We start from the raw sequence: 16766 nt of genomic DNA, 5'->3' as shown, positions 1-16766 counted from the left end.
CCATGACCGACGAGCCACGAAGAGCCCCCGCGCCCTCGACGGCGTCCCGCCGCACCCGGATCACCGCGCTGCTGCTCGGCATGCTCCTGCTGACCCTGGAGGGGTACGACACCGTGGCCTTCGGAGCCACCGTCCCGCTCCTCCTGGGCCCCGAGCCCTGGAACCTGTCCCTGTCCGACGTCGGCCTGCTGGGCAGCGTGACCCCGATGGGCATGCTGGTCGGGGCGCTCGCTGTGGGCCAGTTCACCGACCGCTACGGCAGACGCCGCACCGTGCTGCTCAGCCTCCTGCTGGTGACCGTCGGCATGCCGCTGTGCGCGATGGCTCCCTCGGTGGCCGTCTTCGTCGCCGGCCGGTTCCTCGTCGGCGTCGGCGTCGGCGTCGTGTTCCCCGCCCTGACGCCGCTGATCTTCGAACTGGCGCCTCCCGGCAGGAAGAACCTCTACGCGGCGATCATCGGCAGCGGCTTCGGCCTGGGCGGCGCCCTGTCCGCCGTCGTGGCCAACACGATTGCCGCCGAGCACGGCTTCCGCGCCGAGTACGCGGTCGGCGGCGCGTTCGGGCTGCTGATCCTTCCTCTCCTGTACCGGTGGCTGCCGGAGTCCCCCGGGTTCGGCGCCGCCCCGGGCGCTCCCGTCCCCGCCGCCGCCGCGACGGCGGGCGAGGAGACCGGCCTGCGCCTGGTGCTCTCCCGCCGTTACGCGGCCACGACCGTCCTGTTCACCGCCGCCGTCGCCTGCTCGTTCCTCCTCATCTACGGGGTCAACACCTGGCTGCCCGAACTGATGCGGGCCGCCGACTACTCCCTCGGCTCCGCGCTGACCTTCCTGGTCTTCCTCAACCTCGGGGCCGCTCTGGGCATGCTGTTCATCGCCGCCGTGGCGGACCGGCTGGGGACGGGGGCGACCGTCGTCGCCTGCTTCCTCATAGCCGCCGCGGGCGTCGTACTCCTCAGCTTCCGCTCGCCCATGCCGGCGCTCTACGGCATCGTCCTGATCACCGGCACCGCCGCGATCGGCAACCAGGCCCTCGTCAACACCCACATCAGCTCCAGCTACCCGCTGAACGCCCGGGGCAGCGCGATCGGGGTCGCCCTCGGCGTCGGCCGCGTCGGCGCCATCATCGCGCCGACCGTGGGCGGCTGGATCCTGGCCGCGGGCTTCGAACCCCGCCTGAACTTCGTCCTGTTCGCCCTGCCCGCCGTGGCCGGCGCACTCCTGGTGTGGTGCATCCCGAGACCGGCCCGGGGCTCCGCGGGCGCGGGAGACGCCGTGCCGGCGGCCGTCGGCGGCGGCCGGGAAGCGGGCCGGTAGCGGCGCTTGCACGGTGGCTCCCGCCGGGGCCGGCTCACCGAGCCGGCCCCGGCGGGCGGTCGACGGCGCGACGGCGCCGGCCCGGGGCGTGAGCGGGTCACCGGCGGAGCGTCGCGGTGGCGAGGGTCATGAAGGACCGGACATGGGGGCGGGTTTCGGTCCTGGCGCAGGCCACGACCAGGGGGCTGGGGGGCATGTCGAGCAGGGGGACCGTGACGAGGCCGTCCGCCGGGGGGTGGTCCATCGGGGTCAGGCCGACCGTTCCGTTCCACAGCACGGCTTGCCTGCATTCGGTCACGGCGCGCACGAGGGGGCCGGAGCGGTGCGTGCCGCCGTTCCAGTAGGCGGTCCACCGGGCGTCGGTGGTGTCGGGGAAGCGGAACCAGCGGCGTTCGTCCAACTCCGCGAGGGTGAGGTGGGGACGGGCGGCCAGGGGGTCGTCCACGCGGAGCAGCGCGCCCACGGGGTCGGTGCGCACCCGGCGGACGCGCAGGCCGGTCTCGTCGAACGGGCCGCGGGTGAGGCAGACGTCGCAGCGGCCCGCGGTGAGGCCGCACGTCGGGTCGGTGAGGTCGGACGCGCGTATCCGCACCTCGACGTGGGGGTGGCGGCGGCGGAACGCGTCCACGAGCCGGCGGGTGCCCGGGGCGTCGCCGTCGCCCAGCATGCCCACCGTGAGGGTGGCCGGGCCCGACAGCGCGGCGAGGTGCGCGCGGGTGCGCGCGGCGGCCTCCAGGAGGGAGCGCGCCTCACCGGCCAGGAGGGTCCCGGCCGCGGTCAGCGTCACGCCCGCGGGGGACCGCTCGAACAGCGCGGCCCCCACGTCCGCTTCGAGCTTCCGGATCGCGCGGCTGAGCGGCGGCTGGCTCATGTGGAGGCGGGCCGCGGCCCGGCCGAAGTGCAGTTCGTCCGCCAGGGCGAGGAAGTAGCGCAGGAGGCGCAGGTCCATTCCCGGACGATACCCGCCCGGTATCGGGGCGGCTCAAGAGGTCTTGGACGGGCGGCGCCGCCGGGCGGTGGAATCGGGGGGCGCCCCGCACCGGCCGTTCTCCGGCCTCGCGACGGGCGGCGGTTCAGGTGTTCCCCGCGGGAGAGGCAGGTGGCCATGGAGTCCGGCAGTCGGCGGCGCGACGTCGTCAAGACCCTGGTGTCCGGAGGGCTGGTGGCGGCGGGCGCCTCCGCGCTCACGCGGCCGGATGAGGCGGGAGCGGCGCCGCGCCCGGCGCCCCCCGCACGGTGGCGCGCCCGGAGCGCCCTGCCGGTCGGGCGGGCCGAGGCCGGGGTGGCCGCGGTCGCGGGGCGGGTGTACGTCGTGGGCGGCACGGTGCAGCGGGGCGGCGAGGCGCCGGAGTGGGCCTCGACCGCGGTGCACGGCTACGACCCCCGGCGCGACCGGTGGACGGCCCACGCGCCCCTGCCCCGGCCGCTCACCCACGTCGGCGTGGCCGCGCTGGGCGAACGGCTGTACGCCTTCGGCGGGTTCACCGGCGTCGTGCACAGGGACCCCCAGCCGGACGCCTACGTCTACGACCCGCGCGCCGACGCCTGGGAGCGCCTCCCCGACATGCCGGTGGCGCTCGGGTCGGTCGGGGTGGCGGCCGTGCACGGGCGGCTGCACCTGCTGGGAGGGCGGGACTCCCGCCGCGTCGTCACCCCCGAGGGGTCGCCCTACTCGATGGGCTTCGGCACCGTGCGCGCGCACCACGTCTTCGACCCGGGGCGCAACGCCTACGCCCCGGCCGAGCCCCTGCCGGCCGAGAGCAGGGACCACGCGGGCGTGGCCGTTCTGCGTGGCCGCGTCCACCTGGTGGGCGGCCGGGTGGAGGAGGTCGGCGACAACCTCGCCCGGCACGACGTGTACGACGTGCGGGAGCAACGCTGGTCCCGGGCGGCGCCGTTGCCCGCGGCCCGGTCGGCCGGGGCGGCGGTCGTTCTCGGCGGGCGCCTCGTCCACGCGGGCGGCGAGTGCGGGCCGGGCGGCGGCAGCGAGACGTTCGACGACGTGACGGTCTACGACCCGCGCGCGGACCGGTGGAGTGCCGTCGCGGCGCTGCCGGGCAGCCGCCACGGCCTCGGCGCGGCCCGGCTCAACGGCCGCGCCTACTTCGTCGCCGGGTCGCCGGCCTGCGGGGGCGGCGCGAGCCGCGACACGTGGGAACTGGCCCTGCGCCGCTGACCGGCCGGGGCGGGCCGGCGAGGCGGGCTCCGGCTCGCCGGACAGGCGCAGCTCCCTCCCGGACCCGTCGGCGGCGGGGACGGGCGTGACCTCGCGGGTCCCCAGGTGTTCGAGCGTCAGGGCGAAGGCGACCGTGCCGGAGTCGTAGGCGGCGTCCAGGGACCGCGCCAGATGCTCGGTGCCCTCGGCGGACCGGTGCAAGTGCCTCTCTTCGGGCTTGGCGGCGTGCCACGGCCCGGCCCCTCCGCCGCCTCCAGCGGCACCGGCCGGCAGCGGAGGGCGGCCCGGCGTGGTTTGCGGAAAGCCCTGCGGCCGGGCCCTCCTTCTCGCCGGGAACCTCGCGCCCTTGGTCCGCCCCGGGCCCGAACGACCCTGTCTGCGTGCGGCGTTGACCCGAGGTCAGCTCGCGGTGGACGTGGTGGGCCAGCGGCGGAGGTGGGGGAGGAGCAGGGTGGCGAGTTCGGTGGGGGCCTGGTCGGGGATCCAGTGGCTGACCCCGGGCAACGTCACGAAGGTGTAGGGGCCTTGGACGTGGCGGGCGCAACGCTGCGCCGCCTGGCGGGAGATGGCCACATCGCCGTCGGACCACACGAACAGCGTCGGGCGGCGCACCGGCGTGCGCGCCGCGCGCGGGTTGACCAGCGGCATGGCCCGGTACCAATGGAGCGCGGGGCGCAGCGACTTGGCGTCGGGGAACCACGCCGCCTCCCGCCGCGCCCGCTCCGGGGACAGGCCGGTCCGGATCAGCGACCGGACGGGGTTGATCAGCAGCAGCCGTTCGGGCAGCCACGGCAGTTGGAAGGCGAACATGTACCAGGACTTCAGAGCCTGAACGCTGGTGAGCATCGCCGTCAGGAACGCGGCGGGGTGCGGCACCGACAGGGCGGTCAGGCTGGCCACCCGCTCGGGGTGGGCGGCGGTCAGCGCCCAGGCCACCGCCGCGCCCCAGTCGTGGCCGACCACGTGCACCGGGCCGCCGCCGCCCCGGGCGTCGATCAGGGCGAGGACGTCGGCGACCAGCTCCTCGATGCGGTAGGCGCGGCGCCCGCGCGGGCGGGCCCCCGGGCTGTAGCCGCGCTGGTTCATCGCCAGGACGCGGTAGCCCTGCGCGGTGAGCAACGGCGTCAGCGCGTCCCAGCTGTCGGCGTGCTGGGGGAACCCGTGCAGCAGCACCACCGGCTCGCCGTCGGCGGGGCCGTTCTCGAAGACGTCGAAGACCAGCCCGTCCCGGTCGATCGTGGTCACCGGCTCACTCGCTCTCGGTCTCGGTCTCGGCCTCGGCCTGGGAATCAGAATCGGTCTCGGAATCGGCCTCCGGGGCAGGGCCGGGCCGGGTGGCGAGGCCGCGCAACAGGGTCTCGACCAGCGCGGCGTAGTGGGCGTCGTAGTCGGTGATGAACGCCATGCCGCGCAGCTCCAGGCTGGTCGCGCCGTGGCAGCCGGCCCAGATGCGCTGGGCGATCTCGCCGGGGTCGCCGGGCCGCAGGTGCCCGGTCGCGACGCCCAGCCGGACGGCGTCGACCAGGCGCTCGAACGCCGCGAGCGCCATCCCGCGGGCCCCCTCGGAGGGCTCGAACCCCGCGATCGGCAGGTCGAACATCAGCCGGTACATCGCGGGGTTGGCCAGCGCGAACGCCCGGTAGTTGCCCACCCCGGTGGTGATCCCGCCGAGGGGATCGGCGGCGTCGGGCCGGACGGTGACCGCCGCCGCGAGCTCGGCGAAGCCCTGTTCCAGCAGCGCGTTGAGGATGCCGTCCTTGGAGCCGAACCGGCTGTACACCCCCATCGGGGCCACCCCGGCGCGGGCGGCGATGTCGCGGACCGCCAGCCCGGCGGGGCCGCGTTCGTCCAGCAGCTCGCGGGCCGCCCGCAGCAGCGCCTCGCGGACGACCAGCGCCGAGGTCCGCCCCCGGCTCACCTCCCCCTCCAGGAGCGGAGGGCCGGTGACCGGAACGAGGCGGGCGACGGAGGTGAGGGCATGCGGCCATGCAACCACGCCGCCGTCGGCCGATGCGCGCGGACGGGCGGCCAACGCCGGTCCCGGCGCGGACGGCCGGGGCGGCCGGGGCGGGGCCGCCCGGGGCGGCGAGGTCACGTGACGGCTCCGCGCTGCCCTGGCACCCCCGGCACCCCCGGCTCCTCCGCCCCGCCGTCGGCCAACGGCAGAGCGTCCGGAAGGGCGCGGAGGGCCGCCAACGAGGCGTCCGTCAGGCCGAATTCCTGGCGGGGAACGCCCAGCCTCCCCGTGGCCGCGGCCCGGACGACGCGCGCCACCACCCCGGGCCCGAACAGCGTGGCCGGCGGCGCCATCATCATGATCAGGTCGAAGTACCGCGCGGACAGGTACGGGTCGCCAACGGCCGCGCGCAGCACCAGGTCGATCCAGCGCCGCGCGGCCTTCGCGCCGCGCCGTGGCCGCGCCCCGTGCAGGGCGATCCCCGGCCAGCGCAGGTCCTCGCTGCTGGCCACCATCCACGCGGTCGCGACGTTCCTGGCCAGCCGCCGCTGGAACTCCCGCTCGAAGCCCGGCCTGGTGCGGACAACGTCCGGCCGGACGCCGCCGCGCGGCGGGTCGGCGTAGTCGCGCAGGCACGCGCCGAGGACCAGCGCGTCGGTGGCGGCCACGGTCATGCCCTGGCCGTAGATCGGGTTGAACGCGCACACCGCGTCGGCGGTGGCCACGAAGCCGGGCGGCCAGCCGGTGAGCCGCTCGAAGTGGCGCAGCCGGTTGACCAGCGTGCGATGGCCCCGGACGGGGGTCAGCGGGCGGGCGACCCGTATGCACTCGTAGACGGTGGGATCGGGCAGGTCGCGGGCCCACTGGAGGAACCCCGCCTCGTCGGTGGGCGGCGCGGCCCCGGCGTACCCGCCGAGGGTGACGTGCCACTGGTCCTTCTCGATGCCCAGCACGAGCCCGCTGCGGGGGTTGTCCGGGGCCCGGCCGTTGATCACGACCCCGGACCAGTCCCCGGGGAACCCCTCGGGCCTGGCGTAGAAGCGCGAGGCGTACCCGATGCCGGAGGTGATGGTCTCCTCGGCCACCTCGCCGTAGCCCAGCTCGCGCAGCCAGTCGGGGGCCTTGGAGCGGCGCCCGCTCGCGTCGACCACCAGGTCGGCGGCGAGCACGGAGGTGGTGGCGCCGGGGGTCGCGCCGCGAGGGCGCACCCGCACGCCGGTGACCCGCGCGGAGCCGGGCCCGGCCTGCGGGCCGCCGGTGTCCAGGCCCACCACCTCCGTTCCCCCCAGCAGCCGCAGCCGGGGGTGCGCGGCCAGGCGCTCGCGGACCTGCCACTCCAGCAGGAACCGGCTGTAGACCCCGAACTCGAAGTCGAGGGGCGCGAGCGGCAGCGGCCCGAACGGCGAGACGACCTGGAACGGCACGCGGTCGCGTTCGACGGTCGCCCCGGCCGCCCTCAGGTCCCGCTCGATCCCCGGGAACAGCTCCTCGATGATCTCCCGGCCGCGCAGCAGCAGGCCGTGCGCGTGGTACGACTGCGGCACCCCGGCCCGGTGCCCCGGCGTCTCGGGGAAGCGGTCCCGGTCGAGCACGGTGACCCGATCGAAGTGGTCGAGCAGCACCCGGGCCGCGAGCAGGCCGCCCATGCCGCTCCCGATCACCACCGCGCGCCCGCGCGTCGTCCTGGCCATCACAACCTCCAGCGGAGCGGTGTCCTGATCTGTAGATCAACGTGATGTGACTATAGAACGCCGTTATATAGCTGGCAAGGCCGCGGGCGCGCCGGGCGTCGGCTGCCGGGCTCAGTCCTCCGGCCTCAGTCCTCCGGGGTCAGCAGTCCGCGCTGGTAGGCGCGGACCAGCGCGCGGGGCACGAGGTGCCGGCGGCCGTCGATGAAGACGGGCGCCAGGTCCGGCGTGGCGGCCTTCCACTGGGCCCGTCGGTGGCGGGTGTTGCTGCGCGACATCTTGCGTTTGGGGACGGCCATGCGCGGCCTGCCTTCCTAGTGAAAATGGTTTCCGTTTGCGTATCGTAGCCCCGACCCCGGCAACGCCATCCGCCCGCCCGCCGCTTGTGCGGCATGTGCGCATGTCGAGTGGGTAACTTTCGTGGTTCTCGTGAAGGCCGCGGGGGAGTGTGGGGGATGATGCTCTGGCAGGCGGGTGGGTGACTCCCGTGTGCTTCAAGGGAATTGACCGCCGTGGGGCGCACGCGGGCCGGCCCGGTGGCGACCCGGGAGGATGCACGAGGGGCGGGACATGAGAAGACGTCGCGTACAGGCGACGGCGGGCGGGGCGGCCGTGCTGGCGCTGGCCTCCGCCCTGGCGCTGACAGGCTGCGGCGGAGGGGGCGGGACCGCCGCGGATCCCTCGGGGCCGCCCGCGGCCTCGGCCGCCGGCGGGGAGAGCCCCGGCGGGAACGCGTCACCGGATCCCGGGGGCCCGGTGGACGTGGAGCCGCGGTGGCAGACGGAACTGCCGCCGGGCACGGTGGTGGAGACCGCGGCCGGGAACGACCGGGTGTACGTGGCGCTCAACGGCGACCCGCACCGCGTCGTCGCGCTGGACCCGGCGGACGGGTCGGAGCTGTGGACCTACGAGCACGGGGGCGCCGCGCGGCGCGAGGCCCCGATCGAGGACATCGAACCGGCCCCGGACGGGCTGGTGTTCGTCTCCGGCCCGGACGTCCACCGGATCGGCCTCGACGGCGAGCTGGTGTGGAGCGCCCCGGGCATCGCTGGGTCCGTCTTCGGCCCGGAGGCCGTCGCCGCGGACGACGGGGGCGTGGTCATCGGCACGGACAACGGCGCGGCCGGCCTCGCCTCCGAGGACGGCGCGAACCGGTGGACCGTCGAGGGGGAGGACGTGCACGCCCCGGGCACCCGGCTGGCCGGGGCGCAGGAGCGCCGCATCCTCCTCACCGAGGAACTGGCCATCGTGCAGGGAGGGCTGGCCGGGTACTTCACCGTGACGGCCATCGACCGCGACGGCGGGGACGTGGTCTGGCACCGGGAGACCACGGCCACCCCGCGCGCCACGCTCGCAGGCGGGGTGCTGGTCCACCAGCAGGAGCCGGGGATGCTGACCGGCGTCGACCCGGCCACGGGCGAGGAACTGTGGCGGCTGCCGGGCCTGGAGGAGGGCGACGGCCTCAACCACCCGATCTGGGTGGCCGGGGACACCGTCGTCACCCATCACATCGGAAGCATCCAGGGCGTGGACGCCGCCACCGGCACCGTCAGCTGGACCACCCCCGCGCCCGCGGCGGCCGACTTCTCCGAGCGGATCGGCACGACCCTCGGCGACGGACGCCTCGCCCTGGTCGTCGACGGCGGTCTCGCGCTGATCGCCGGGGACGGCACACTCACACAACTCGGGCTGCCCCAGCCCGGCAACCTCCAGACCGTCAACTTCGCCGCCGCGCTGGGCAACGAGGTGTACGTCACCTCCCGCACCAGCCGCACGGACGAGGGCCCCTACGCCATGGCCGTTCCGGCCGAAGGGAACGCACGATGACCCGCCCGCCGAGCCCCGCGCTCCGCCTGCCGGCCCTGGCCGCCGCCGCGCTGTCCCTGGCCCTGCTGGTACCCGCCTGCTCCTCCGACTCCGGCTCCGATTCCCGGGGCCGCCGCTCCGACGCGGGGTCCTCGGCCGGCCGGGACTCCGACGACGACCGGGACGAGGACGGCGCCGACTCGGGGAGCGGCGCCGGGGACGACGCCCCCGCCGAGGACGGGGCCCAGGGCGCGGCGGGCCTGTGGGTCGCGGTCGGCGACGGCGGCACCATCCGCACCAGCACCGACGGGAGCACCTGGACCCAGCGGGAGTCCGGCACCGAGGAGGCCCTGCGGGACGTGGCCTGGGACCCGCAGGCCGGCTGGCTGGCGGTCGGCCTGGAGGGCACCGTGCTCACCAGCGCCGACGGCGAGGTCTGGACGCCCCGGGAATCCGGCACCGAGGACCTGCTCCAGCGGGTCGAGCGGCGCGAGGGCCAGTGGGTCGCCCACCCCTACACGGGCGCCGCCATCGTCTACACCAGCGGCGACGGCACCTCCTGGCAGCAGGCCGACCAGCCCTCCCTCGCCGGAGCCTCCGGCCCCGCGCGGCTGACCGACCTGGCCACCGACGGGCAGGGGACCTGGCTGGGCATCGGCGAGGGCGGCACCTACGCCGGCCTCATCGCCCGCAGCACCGACGACGGCGTCGCCTACGAGGGCGTCGCGGGTTCCCCCGGCTTCCTGACCGGCATCACCTACGGCGACGGCCAGTGGGTCGCCGTGGGCGCCCGGGCCGGCACGCCGTTCACGGCCACCAGCGCCGACGGGCTCAGCTGGACCAACACCGACCTGCCCGACACCGAGGGGCTGTGGAACCCCTTCCAGCTCAGTGACATCGCCTACGACGGCACCGGCCGCTGGGTCCTGGTCGCGGAGGACGGCGCGATCTACTCCGGCCCCGACCCGGCGACCTGGACCCGCCACACCGTGGAACGCCAGGCGTTCCTCCACGGCATCGCCTTCGCCCCGAGCTGAGGGAGCGGCCGGGGTGACGGCGCGCGGCCCGAGTGCTCCGCCGTCGAGGGCCGGCACCGCCGAGCCGGCCCGGACTTCGCGAGCTTCGCCCCGGAGGAGTCCGCCCGGACCGCCGAGCGGGCCTTTCCCCGGCCGCGCGTCCCGCCGGTCAGTGCTCCGGGCCGGGGGCGCCGATGGCAAAGACGTTCATGAGCTGGGCGAGAGTTCGGTAGTAGCCGACCAGGACGGTCAGTTCGAGAACGCCCGCCCGGCCGAGCCCGTCCTCGGCCGCCGCGTAGTCCGCGTCGCCCCAGGGGCGGTCGTCGCGCAGCAGCCGCCGGCACAGGGCGTAGGCCGCCGTCTCGGCCGGGTCGGCGGAGGTGAACGTGCCCGCGCGCAGGGCGGCCAGCTCGGGGTCGGTGAGCCCGGCCGCGCGCCCGACGCGCTCGTGTGCGTACCGTTCGAAGGCGCAGTCGGTGGCGGCGGCGACGGCGAGAATCGCGATCTCGCGGACGCGGTCGCTCATCCGGGTCCGGTAGCGCACCGCGGCGCCCAGCGCCTGGAGCGGGCCGCCGAGTGCGGGCGCGTGCAGCATCACTCCGAAGGGGCCGTTGAGCGCGCCGCCCGCGTCCTGGAGGGCGAACTGCTGCGGCCCGGCGGCGCGCGGACCGGAGGTGATGCTCCGGCGGAGGGCGCGCTGCTCGTCGTCGAGGTCCGCGGGCGTCAGCCGCGGCAGGCGTTCGGCGCTCACCGCTCCTCCTCGGCGGGCGCGTCGGTCGCGCAGGAGATCAGCAGCCGGGCGGTGTCCCGGATGTGCGCGCCGAGCCGTTCGGCGGCCAGGTCCGCGTCGCGCGCGAGGGCCGGCTCCAGCAGCTCGCGGTGGTCGGCGGTGGCCCGCTCGCGGGCGCGTCCTCCGAGGGAGACGGACCACTGCCGGTAGAGCTCCCCCTCCTGGCGCAGGGCGCGGGCCATGGTCAGCAGGCGCCGGTTGCGGCAGCCGCGGAGCAGGGCGTCGTGGAAGGCGGCGTGGGCGGCGTTCCAGGCGTCGGACGGCCGGTCGGGGTCGTCGGGGCCGATCAGGCGGGTGCGTTCCAGCACGTGGAAGGCGGCCACGAGGGCCGCCTCCCAGGCCATGTCGCCGTCCCGCACGGACAGCCGCAGCACCTGCGTCTCCATCCCGGCCCTGGCCTCGGCGAGGTCGGCCAGGTCCGCGTGGGAGAGGGACACCACCCGGTAGCCCTGGTGCGGGGCCGAGGTCACCAGGCCCTCGGCCGCCAGCCGGGCCAGTGCCTCCCTGGTCGCTCCCACGTTGGTGGAGTAACGGCCGCGCAGCTCGGCGAACTTCAGCCGGGTCCCCGGTGTCAGCCGGCCGGCCAGGATGTCGGCCCGCAGCCCGGCGTAGACCTCGTCGACGCGGGTCGGGATTCCCTCTTTCACCAACATACGAAGAACGCTAGCAGAGAAGGAAAACGCTGCAAAGTTTCGAAAAAACGTTGACGTGTCGAACGGCCGGGTCCACGATGGCGCCTACCCATTCTTCGACCGCTCGGTCCGCCGACGTGCCGAGACAGGAGTGCACCCGTGGCGCACGCGCACCAAGTAACCCCATCGGTCTCCCCTTCGGTTTCCCCGCCGCCGGACCTCCGGCGGGCGTGGCTGATGACCGCTCTGCTGATGCTCTTCATGGCCTTCAACTTCTGGGACAAGGCCGTCCTCGGGCTCGCCGCCGTCCCGATCATGGAGGAGCTGGACCTCAGCAACTCCACCTACGGCCTGGCGAGCAGCAGCTTCTACCTCCTGTTCACGGTGACCTCGGTCCTCGTCGGCCTGATGGCGAACAAGGTCCGCAGCAAGTGGGTCTTCGTCGTGCTGGCCCTGCTGTGGGCCGTCGCCCAGCTCCCGATGCTGATCGGCGCCACCGTCGCCGCGCTCTTCGCCAGCCGGATCTTCATGGGCGCCGCCGAAGGGCCGGCCAACCCGCTCACCGTGCACACCGCGCAGGCATGGTTCCCGCCCGAGCGGCGGAGCCTGCCCACCGCCCTGACCCAGATCGCCTCCGGGCTCGGCGCCATCACCGCCGCCCTGATCCTGACCTGGGTCATCACCGAGCACGGCTGGCGCTGGGCCTTCGCCGTCACCGCCCTGCTCAGCGCCGCCTGGGCGGTGGTCTACGCAATCCTCGGCAAGGACCGCCCCGTGGACACCCACGCGGCGCCGGCCGCTCCCGCCGATGTCCGGGAGGGCGGGGAGAGCGGAGGGGGCGAGGAGGCGCGCGTCCCCTACCGCCGCATCCTGCTGAGCCCCACCTTCCTCGGCTCCCTCGCGATGACCTTCGCCGCCGCCTGGTGCCTGGCCGTGGTCCTGGCCTGGCTGGTGCCGTACTTCGTCCGGATCGTGGGCTACGACCCGTCCGACGCGGGCAACATGGTGATTCCCCCGAACGTGGTCAGCATCGTCGCCATCCTCGTCCTCGGCGCCCTCTCGGGGCGCCTGATGGCCCGGGGCACGGCCGACCGCGTGCCGCTGGGGGTGCTCACCGGGGCCATCGTGGCGGTGGGCGGCGTGTTCGCGGTGCTGATTCCCCACCTCGGCGACGGGTTGTGGCTGGTCTGCGGCGTCTCGCTGGCAGCCGGCCTTCCGATGGTCGCGATGACCTCCGCCTACAACGCGGTGGGCCGGATCTGTCCACCCGGGCAGCGCGGCGCGGTGCTGGGCACGCTGTACGGGCTGTACTCCCTGGGCAGCGTCTCCGGCCCCTACGCCATGGGCCTGATCCTCGACCACGCCCCCGACCTCGCCACCGGCTACGACCGCGGCTTCACCGTGCTCGGCGTCATCGTCATGGCGGGCGGCCTGTGCGCGGCCCTGTGCGTCAACCCCGAGGGCGACCGCCGGGCCTGGGCCGCGCCCGCGACCTGATCAGGCGGGACGAAGACCGTCCGGCGATCTTTTCGAAAGTAAATTGACGTGCCGAACGCGTGGCGGCCACGAAGCGGGCTGCCTCGCGGCACGTCGCGAGCTGCGGGACAGGAGCTGACGCATGACCCACACCCCCACGGACACCGACGTCATCGTCGTGGGAGGCGGCCCCTCGGGACTCACCACGGCCAGTGAGCTGGCTCTGGCCGGGGTCCGGGTGACCGTGCTGGAACGCCGGACCCGGCCCGTGGAGTCCCGGGCCGGCACCGTCCTGCCACGGGTCCTGGAACTGCTCGACGCCCGCGGCCTGGCCGACCGCTTCATCGAGCGCGCCAGGGCCATCAAGGAGAACCCGCTCATCCCCGTCCACATCTGGGCCGGGATGCAGCCGGTGCACTGGCACCACCTGAACTCCCGCTTCGGCTTCCGGCTGATCATGCCCCAGAACATCACGGAGGAACTGCTCCTCGAACGCGTCCGCGAGCAGGGCGTCCCCGTCCGGCACGGCGTCCACGCGGAGAGCGTCACCCAGGACGGCGACGGCGTCCGCGTCACCGCGGCGGAAGAGGGCGGCGAGCGCGTCGAGCTGACGGCCCGCTACGTCGTGGGCGCGGACGGCGGGCGTTCCACCGTGCGGCAGCAGGCCGGCATCGGTTTCGAGGGGCACGGCGCCACCTTCACCGGCATCGTCGCCGACCTCCGCGCCGAGCGCCTCGGCCCGGACTGGCGGCTGATGACGGACAACGAGCACGGCTGGATCACGTCGTTCCCCTGGGGACGCGACGGCGAGCAGCTCATCCGGTTCAACATCGTGCACGCCGAACGCCGCCACGCCCCGCAGGAGGAGCCGGTCACCGAGGAGGAGGTGCGCCGCTGCCTGCGCGAGATCACCGGGGAGGAGATCGCGTTCGACGGCCTGCGCTGGGCCTCCCGCTTCACCGACGCGCTCCGCCTGGCCACCGCCTTCCGCGACCGGCGGATCCTGCTCGTCGGCGAGGCAGCCCGCATCCACTACCCGGCCAGCGGCGTCGGCATGAACTTCTGCATCCAGGACGCCTTCAACCTCGGCTGGAAGCTGGCCGCCGTGGTCAGGGGCCACGCCGGGGACAGCCTCCTCGACACCTACGAGGAGGAGCGCCGCCCCGTCGCCGAGGAGCTGCTGCGCAGCGTCGAGGCCCAGTGCGCCGTCCAGTTCGACTTCACGCCCGAGGGCGTCGCGTTCAAGCGGATGTTCGCCGAGCACCTCATGCCGCTGCCCGAGGTCAACAGCCGCCTCGCGCACGAGCTGAACGGCCTCACCTTCCCCTATCCCTCCCCGCCCGGCAGCCACCCGCTGGCCGGGCGACGTGCCCCGGACCTGGAGCTGGTCACCCGCGACGGCGTCCGCCGCGTCCACGAACTCCTGCGCGGCCAGGAGTTCCTGCTCATCGACTGCGCCGGCGACGACGCCTACGCCGGCCTGGACACCACCGGCCTGCCCCTGCGCACCGTCAGCGGGGCCGCCGTCCTGACCGGCCCGGAACTCCGGAGCGTCCGCAGCCTGCTGATCCGGCCCGACGCCTATGTCGCGTGGGCCGACGAGCTGCCGCCCTCGCCCGCCCGCGCCGCCGACGCGGTCAAGCGCTGGATCGGGGCGGCGCGTTGAACGCCACCCTCATCACCGGCGGGCACGTGCTGACGATGGACCCGGCCCTCGGCGAGCTGCCCGCTGCCGACGTCCTCGTCACCGACGGCACCATCCACGCCGTGGGCACGGGCCTGACGCCGCCCCCCGGCGCCGAGGTCCTCGACGCCACCGGCACGATCGTCATGCCCGGATTCACCGACACGCACCGGCACACCTGGCAGACCGCCGTCCGCCACGCCTACGCCGACATCGACCCCCTCCAGTACTTCGCCGAGATGCTCGGCCCCATCGGCGCCGCCTACAGCCCCGAGGACACGTACACCGGCACCCTGCTCGGCGCCCTCTCCGCCCTCGACGCCGGCATCACCACCCTCGTCGACTGGGCGCACGTGATGAACACCCCCGACCACGCCGACGCCTCCGTCCAGGCCCTCGCCGAGTCGGGCATCCGCGCCGTCTTCGCCCACGGCTGGCCGCTGACCCCCGAGTGGACCCGCGACAGCGCCCTGCCCCACCCCGCCGACATCCGCCGCGTCCGGGAGCGCTGGTTCGCCTCCGGGGAGGGACTCCTCACCCTGGCCATGGCCGCCCGGGGCCCGGAGATGGCCCGGCCCGAGGTGTGGCGTGCGGACCTGCGGCTGGCCCGGGAACTCGGCCTGCGCACCACCGTCCACGTCGGCGCCTACGCCCACAACGCCGGCCGCCGCGCCGTGGCCGGGATGGCGCGGGCGGAGGCGCTCGGCCCGGACCTGACGTTCGTCCACTGCTGCCGCTGCGACGACGACGAGCTGGCGATGATCGCGGACGCCGGAGCGAGCGTCTCGCTGGGCGTCCACTGCGAGCTGAACTCGACGGGGATGGGCGACATCCCCCTGGACCGGCTGCTGGCCGCCGGGGTGCGGCCCGGGCTCAGCGGTGACACCGAGACCAAGTGCGCGGGTGACCTGTTCACCCAGATGCGGCTGCTGCTCGCGTACTACCGCTCCTGGACCGGGGGCGGCCACTCCCGGCTGCCCGGCGAGCCGCCCGCCCTCACCACCCGGGACGTCCTGGAGTTCGCCACCCTCGCCGGCGCCCGCGCGGCCGGCCTGGCCGACCGGACCGGCTCCCTCACCCCGGGGAAGCAGGCCGACATCCTCCTGATCCGCGCCGGCGACCTCAACCTCGCGCCCGTCACCGACCCCGCCGCGGCCGTCGTCCTCGCCGCCCACCCGGGGAACGTGGACACGGTCCTGGTCGGCGGCCGGACCCTCAAGCGCGGCGGACGCCTGCTGGCGGGGGACCTGCCCGGTCTCCTGGAACGCGCGGAACGCTCCCGCCGCCGCGTCCTCGGCCTCGTCGCGCGCCTGCGGGGTGCCGCCGCATGAGCGCGCGCTTCGCCGTCCGGCTCGTGCCGGACCTGCTCTACGCCGCGCCCGGCGGCACGGAACTCCGCCTCGACCTCCACATACCCCTGACCGAGAGCCCGCCGCCCGTCGTGCTCTACCTGCACGGCGGCGGCTGGCTCACGGGCAGCCGCGCCGACCACCCGCAGCGGCTGACCCGCCTCGCCCGGCACGGCGTCGCCGTCGCCAGCGCCGACTACCGCTTCGCCCACCGCGCACCCTTCCCCGCGCAGCTCGACGACGCCCGCGCCGCCCTGCGCCGACTGCGCCGGGAGGGACCGGCGCACGGCTTCGACGGCGGCAGGGCCGGCGTCTGGGGCGCCTCGGCCGGTGCCCACCTCGCGGCCCATCTCGCCCTGACCCCCGGGCCGCCCGGAACGGCCGTCCGCGCCATGGTCGGATTCTTCGGCACCTACGACCTCACCTCGGCGGCGGCCCACCTGCGCCCCGATCCCGGCCTGCCGCTGCCGGCCGCGCTGCGCGACACGGCGTGGCCGGCGGGCCTCCCGGACCCGCCGGCAACGCGCCTGCGCCAGGCCCTGCTGGCCGGCGTTCCCGAGGCCGAGCTGACCGAGGAACACCTGGCCGCGCTCAGCCCCCTCACCCGCGTCCACCGCGACGCCCCGCCGATGCTGCTCCTGCACGGCACGGGCGACGCGGTCACCGCCCCCGGGCAGAGCCTCCGGATGGCGGAAGCGGTCCGCGCCGCGGGCGGCCACGCCGAGACCGTGCTGCTCCCGGGAGCCAACCACGAGGACCCCGCCTTCGACACGGACCCGGCCCTGTCCGCCGTCGCCGCGTTCCTGGCCGGCCGCCTGTAGGGGGCCGTGCCCGCGCGGTGCGCACCGGGAGCCCGGGGCGGAAGGTCCGGGCCCGCGG

15 protein-coding genes are annotated in these 16766 nt (G+C 75.4%); 8 read left to right on the top strand and 7 right to left on the bottom strand.

Annotated elements, in window-relative coordinates; genetic code table 11:
* The first annotated feature begins 2 nt into the window (after nucleotides 1–2).
* Nucleotides 3–1313: an MFS transporter gene (locus RM780_RS11290; RefSeq protein WP_311630491.1), complete on the top strand. Its 1311-nt coding sequence runs from the start codon at nucleotides 3–5 to the stop codon at nucleotides 1311–1313.
* 97 nt (nucleotides 1314–1410) lie between these two features.
* On the opposite strand, the gene RM780_RS11285 is transcribed toward RM780_RS11290, so the two are convergent.
* Entirely contained in the window at nucleotides 1411–2262 is an 852-nt protein-coding gene (locus RM780_RS11285) for a LysR family transcriptional regulator (protein WP_311630490.1), read from the bottom strand.
* Nucleotides 2263–2418: 156 nt separating this feature from the next.
* Between RM780_RS11285 and RM780_RS11280 the strand changes: the two genes are divergently transcribed.
* Nucleotides 2419–3489, top strand: coding sequence for a Kelch repeat-containing protein (locus tag RM780_RS11280; RefSeq protein ID WP_311630511.1), 1071 nt, complete (start codon nucleotides 2419–2421; stop codon nucleotides 3487–3489).
* Between the two features lie 399 nt (nucleotides 3490–3888).
* Here RM780_RS11280 and RM780_RS11275 read toward each other — a convergent pair whose 3' ends face one another.
* From RM780_RS11275 to rpmF, 4 genes are all read right to left on the bottom strand, one after another.
* Nucleotides 3889–4734 carry an alpha/beta fold hydrolase gene (locus RM780_RS11275; RefSeq protein ID WP_311630489.1) on the bottom strand — a complete coding sequence of 282 codons (846 nt, stop codon included), beginning with the start codon at nucleotides 4732–4734 and terminating at the stop codon, nucleotides 3889–3891.
* Nucleotides 4735–4738: 4 nt separating this feature from the next.
* Nucleotides 4739–5407, bottom strand: a complete 669-nt coding sequence (locus RM780_RS11270) for a TetR/AcrR family transcriptional regulator (protein ID WP_311630488.1) — start codon at nucleotides 5405–5407, stop codon at nucleotides 4739–4741.
* A 173-nt stretch (nucleotides 5408–5580) separates the two neighbouring features.
* Nucleotides 5581–7137: an FAD-dependent oxidoreductase gene (locus RM780_RS11265; protein ID WP_311630487.1), complete on the bottom strand. Its 1557-nt coding sequence runs from the start codon at nucleotides 7135–7137 to the stop codon at nucleotides 5581–5583.
* Between the two features lie 125 nt (nucleotides 7138–7262).
* On the bottom strand, nucleotides 7263–7433 hold the full coding sequence (gene rpmF / locus RM780_RS11260; RefSeq protein WP_311630486.1) for a 50S ribosomal protein L32: 171 nt from the start codon (nucleotides 7431–7433) through the stop codon (nucleotides 7263–7265).
* A 271-nt stretch (nucleotides 7434–7704) separates the two neighbouring features.
* Here rpmF and RM780_RS11255 point away from each other — a divergent pair, with 271 nt between their 5' ends.
* Together RM780_RS11255 and RM780_RS11250 are read left to right on the top strand one after the other, a co-directional pair.
* Entirely contained in the window at nucleotides 7705–8961 is a 1257-nt protein-coding gene (locus RM780_RS11255; protein WP_311630485.1) for an outer membrane protein assembly factor BamB family protein, read from the top strand.
* The gene (locus RM780_RS11250) at nucleotides 8958–9977 is read left to right on the top strand and encodes a beta propeller repeat protein (protein WP_311630484.1); all 1020 of its coding nucleotides are present in this window, start codon (nucleotides 8958–8960) and stop codon (nucleotides 9975–9977) included. The genes RM780_RS11255 and RM780_RS11250 overlap by 4 nt, the downstream gene beginning before the upstream one ends.
* Before the next feature lie 148 nt (nucleotides 9978–10125).
* Here the strand turns inward: RM780_RS11250 and RM780_RS11245 are convergent, their stop codons facing one another.
* A complete protein-coding gene (locus RM780_RS11245; RefSeq protein ID WP_311630483.1) occupies nucleotides 10126–10707 on the bottom strand; it encodes a carboxymuconolactone decarboxylase family protein in 582 nt (193 codons plus the stop codon).
* On the bottom strand, nucleotides 10704–11399 hold the full coding sequence (locus RM780_RS11240) for a GntR family transcriptional regulator (protein ID WP_311630482.1): 696 nt from the start codon (nucleotides 11397–11399) through the stop codon (nucleotides 10704–10706). Before RM780_RS11240 ends, RM780_RS11245 begins: the two co-directional genes overlap by 4 nt.
* Nucleotides 11400–11615: 216 nt before the next feature.
* Between RM780_RS11240 and RM780_RS11235 the strand changes: the two genes are divergently transcribed.
* From RM780_RS11235 to RM780_RS11220, 4 genes are all read left to right on the top strand, one after another.
* Nucleotides 11616–12875 (top strand): MFS transporter, encoded by a 1260-nt coding sequence (locus RM780_RS11235; RefSeq protein ID WP_311630481.1) that lies wholly within the window; start codon nucleotides 11616–11618, stop codon nucleotides 12873–12875.
* 121 nt (nucleotides 12876–12996) lie between these two features.
* Nucleotides 12997–14520, top strand: a complete 1524-nt coding sequence (locus RM780_RS11230) for an FAD-dependent oxidoreductase (RefSeq protein ID WP_311630480.1) — start codon at nucleotides 12997–12999, stop codon at nucleotides 14518–14520.
* Nucleotides 14517–15869 (top strand): amidohydrolase family protein, encoded by a 1353-nt coding sequence (locus RM780_RS11225; RefSeq protein ID WP_311630479.1) that lies wholly within the window; start codon nucleotides 14517–14519, stop codon nucleotides 15867–15869. Before RM780_RS11230 ends, RM780_RS11225 begins: the two co-directional genes overlap by 4 nt.
* Nucleotides 15866–16708 carry an alpha/beta hydrolase gene (locus tag RM780_RS11220; RefSeq protein ID WP_311630478.1) on the top strand — a complete coding sequence of 281 codons (843 nt, stop codon included), beginning with the start codon at nucleotides 15866–15868 and terminating at the stop codon, nucleotides 16706–16708. Before RM780_RS11225 ends, RM780_RS11220 begins: the two co-directional genes overlap by 4 nt.
* The last annotated feature ends 58 nt before the right edge of the window (nucleotides 16709–16766 follow it).

Origin of the sequence: Streptomyces boetiae, from assembly GCF_031845405.1 — a bacterium.
Lineage (GTDB): Bacteria > Actinomycetota > Actinomycetes > Streptomycetales > Streptomycetaceae > Streptomyces > Streptomyces boetiae.
This window is presented reverse-complemented; position numbering and strand designations above follow the sequence as displayed.